At 62.1% G+C, this 3,333-nt stretch carries 6 protein-coding genes; 5 read left to right on the forward strand and 1 reads right to left on the reverse strand.

The window, feature by feature from the left end; translation table 11 throughout:
- Window positions 1–31 precede the first annotated feature (31 nt).
- Window positions 32–961, reverse strand: a complete 930-nt coding sequence (gene bchO / locus ACESNG_RS17495) for an alpha/beta fold hydrolase BchO (protein ID WP_373070042.1) — start codon at window positions 959–961, stop codon at window positions 32–34.
- Window positions 962–1,142: 181 nt separating this feature from the next.
- Between bchO and ACESNG_RS17500 the strand changes: the two genes are divergently transcribed.
- The 5 genes from ACESNG_RS17500 to pufM all read left to right on the forward strand — a co-directional run.
- Window positions 1,143–1,259 carry a light-harvesting protein gene (locus tag ACESNG_RS17500; protein WP_373064981.1) on the forward strand — a complete coding sequence of 39 codons (117 nt, stop codon included), beginning with the start codon at window positions 1,143–1,145 and terminating at the stop codon, window positions 1,257–1,259.
- Between the two features lie 44 nt (window positions 1,260–1,303).
- A complete protein-coding gene (locus ACESNG_RS17505; RefSeq protein WP_373064983.1) occupies window positions 1,304–1,468 on the forward strand; it encodes a hypothetical protein in 165 nt (54 codons plus the stop codon).
- Between the two features lie 9 nt (window positions 1,469–1,477).
- Entirely contained in the window at window positions 1,478–1,693 is a 216-nt protein-coding gene (pufA, locus tag ACESNG_RS17510) for a light-harvesting antenna LH1, alpha subunit (protein ID WP_373064985.1), read from the forward strand.
- Between the two features lie 105 nt (window positions 1,694–1,798).
- Window positions 1,799–2,623 carry a photosynthetic reaction center subunit L gene (gene pufL / locus ACESNG_RS17515; protein ID WP_373064987.1) on the forward strand — a complete coding sequence of 275 codons (825 nt, stop codon included), beginning with the start codon at window positions 1,799–1,801 and terminating at the stop codon, window positions 2,621–2,623.
- 14 nt (window positions 2,624–2,637) lie between these two features.
- Window positions 2,638–3,333: photosynthetic reaction center subunit M (pufM, locus tag ACESNG_RS17520; protein WP_373070044.1), on the forward strand; the 696-nt coding region annotated here is incomplete at its 3' end.

Below are 3,333 nucleotides of genomic sequence, written 5' to 3' on the forward strand. Positions count from 1 at the left end.
AATTCCTGGCGCCGTTGATTCCTGGCGCCCGTCATCGGTCAAGCCCCCCATCCGCCTCACCCGCGTGCGCGATCAGGCTCGCGATGATCTCATCCGGCCGTTCTTCCGGCAGCAGGTGTCCGGCCCCAGCCACCGCGCGCAACGTGGCACGCGGCAGCCGCGCGACGCTGCGTTCGAGCAACCGATAGGGCACCCAGCGATCGTTGCCTCCCGCGATGAGCTCGAGCGGGATATCCAATGCAACTGCATCGCGAACGATACCCGGCAAGTCCCAGCGCGACATCATGGTAAGGGCCGCGTGCACATGCTGTGGACGGGCACAGAGAAGCTCATAGCGCGCGAGATCGGCCGCCGTCAGCTCTGTGCCGGAGCTCCCGATCAATTGTCGCACGAGTCGCGTGTTGCGCGACACCCAGGCTCCGCCGTCGGCCACGACGTCGGACTCGAAGAACGGGCGCAGCAATGGCGCCACCAGCGTAACATAGAACGGCGGTGGCGGCACGAGTGCGGGATTGAATCCCACGATGCGGGCCGGTGCGAGACGTCCATCGAGCACGGCTCGCAGGAGCACCGCCACGCCTGCCGAGTGGCCGGCGACGAGCGCCGGGGTGCAGTCGATGGCCCGGAGCAGTTCGCCGCACGAACGCGCCATTCCCTGGAGGGAATAGACATCGCGGCGGCGGTCGACCTCGGGTGGCACGGTGGTGAATCCGTGCCCCGGCAGATCGATCGCGGTGATCGAGAAGGTGCGGGCGAGGGCCTCGAGGCCGTGACTCCATGAGTGAACCGACCCTCCCGTTCCGTGGACCAGCAACAGGGCTGGTCCTTGGCCGAACTGCTGAAAATGCCAACGGATACCATCGACTTCCAACAGTCGAGACGTCGCCCTGAAGGGCCAATCCGCGGGTGGTAAGTCAGTGAAACCGGACACGAAGGCTCCGTGCGGCGTATTGGCCGCCATCGATCGAAAGAAAGATCGCCCAAGAGTGTAAATAATTCTTGACGATTGGCAGTGTCAGGTGAAGTTTACAGTGTAGCAACGAAGTAGGTCGGCCGCTCCAGACGGAGCGATCTCCCAGCCGTGCGGGATGAGCGCGGTAGCATCGTAGTTCGCCGGAGGTTCGATGTTCGAAAAAGGTGGAATGACTGAGGAAGAAGCGCTTCGCTTCAACAAGTTCTGGATCGCGGGTGCGGGCGTATGGGTTCTCGGAGCCGTTGGGGCTCACCTGTTGGCGTGGGCCTGGCGTCCCTGGTTCTGAGCCCGACGTCACTTCATTCACCCTCGCGCATCTAGGAGCGCAATATGTATCGAATCTGGATCGGGCTTGACCCCGTCCTCATCATGGGCGGCATCGGCTCGTTCATCGCCGGCGCTGTGCTGGTGATGCATCTCTTTGCCTACAGCCAGTTGAACTGGCCGGCAACGCTCAAGGCCAAGTACGCCACCCCGCCTGCAGCCACGCGCTGAGGAATTATCATGCATCGTATTTGGCTGATGTATGACCCGCGTCGCGTCATGGTGGCCCTAGCCGGCTTCATCGGCGCGCTCGCGTTCGTCATTCACTTCATCCTGCTCAGCTCGCAGCGTTACTCGTGGATCGAAAACGGTACGCTGTCCAGCGCGCAGGCGCCGGTCGGGGCATCGTCTCCGGCAATGGCGGCAGAAATGTCGCCGCTCCCCGCCGGCCGGTAACACGTCGCGCGTCGCCGCCGGGATGGTCTTCGCACGTGTCGGTGCGAAGCCATCCCCGGCCGACGCCAGCCTCCCCCATCGTTTGCACGCTTGGAGAAATCGCCCATGGCGATGCTCAATTTTGAACGGAAGTATCGAGTCCGCGGTGGAACGCTGATCGGCGGAGATCTTTTTGATTTCTGGTTCGGTCCGTTCTACGTGGGTTTTTTCGGTGTATCGGCCATCTTCTTCATTCTGCTCGGCACGATGCTCTGCGTATGGGGCGCAGCGATCGGACCGACGTGGAATCTCTGGCAGATCTCCATTGCGCCGCCCGATCTGAAGTACGGGCTGGGCTTCGCGCCGCTGCGCGAAGGAGGTCTGTGGCAAATCATCACGATGTGCGCCGTTGGCGCCTTCGGGAGTTGGACGCTTCGACAAGCTGAGATCAGTCGCAAGCTGGGAATGGGGATGCACATTCCGTGGGCGTACGGCGCGGCCGTTTTCGCTTATGTCACGCTGGTGGTGATCCGCCCGCTGTTGCTGGGTGCGTGGGGACACGGGTTCCCGTACGGCATCTTCTCGCACCTCGACTGGGTGTCGAATGTGGGGTACCAATACCTCCATTTCCACTACAATCCGGCGCACATGATCGCCGTCACCTTCTTCTTCACGAATTGCCTCGCCTTGGCGATGCATGGCTCACTGATCCTGTCGGTGACCAATCCGAAGAAGGGAACCCCGGTGGGCGTGAGCGAAACAGAAAACGTCTTTTTCCGCGACCTGATCGGCTACTCGATCGGTGCGATCGGTATCCATCGGCTCGGTCTCTTCCTCTCAATGAGCGCCGCCATCTGGAGCGCGATCTGCATTGTAATTTCCGGTCCCTTCTGGGCGAAGGGCTGGCCTGAGTGGTGGGGCTGGTGGCTCAATCTCCCGATCTGGCGCTGAGGACATTCACGTACATGCTTGAATATCAGAACATTTTCACGCGCGTCCAGGTTCGGACCGTCCCTGATCCCGGTCTCCCGCTCGAGGACTCTCCAGGCGCGCGGGTTGGCACGGGCACCTTCTCGTATCTCGCCGGCAAGTTCGGTGATGCGCAGTTCGGCCCGATCTATCTCGGCACGGCGGGGCTGTTCTCGCTGCTGTTCGGGTTTCTCGCCTTCGAGATCATCGGGCTGAACATGTGGGCGTCGGTCGGCTGGGACCCGATCGAGTTCGTGCGGCAGCTTCCGTGGTTGGCTCTGGAGCCTCCCCCACCACAGTACGGCCTCCGCGTCCCACCGCTGAATCAGGGCGGATGGTACCTCATGGCCGGTTTCTTCCTGACGATCAGCATCCTTCTCTGGTGGGTGCGCGTCTACCGCCGGGCGCGCGCGTTGAACATGGGCACACATCTGCCGTGGGCCTTCGCGTCGGCGATCTTCCTGTACCTCGCATTCTTCTTTCAGCCGCTGATCGTCGGCAGTTGGAGCGAGATGGTGCCGTTCGGTGTCTTTCCTCACTTGGACTGGACGTCGGCGTTTTCCATCCGCTACGGCAACCTGTATTACAATCCGTTCCACGCACTCTCGATCGTGTTCCTGTACGGTAGCGCCGTGCTCTTCGCCATGCACGCCGCCACCATTCTTGCCGTCGCCCGTTTGGGTGGTGAGCGT

Source organism: Gemmatimonas sp. (assembly GCF_041689975.1).
GTDB lineage: Bacteria > Gemmatimonadota > Gemmatimonadetes > Gemmatimonadales > Gemmatimonadaceae > Gemmatimonas.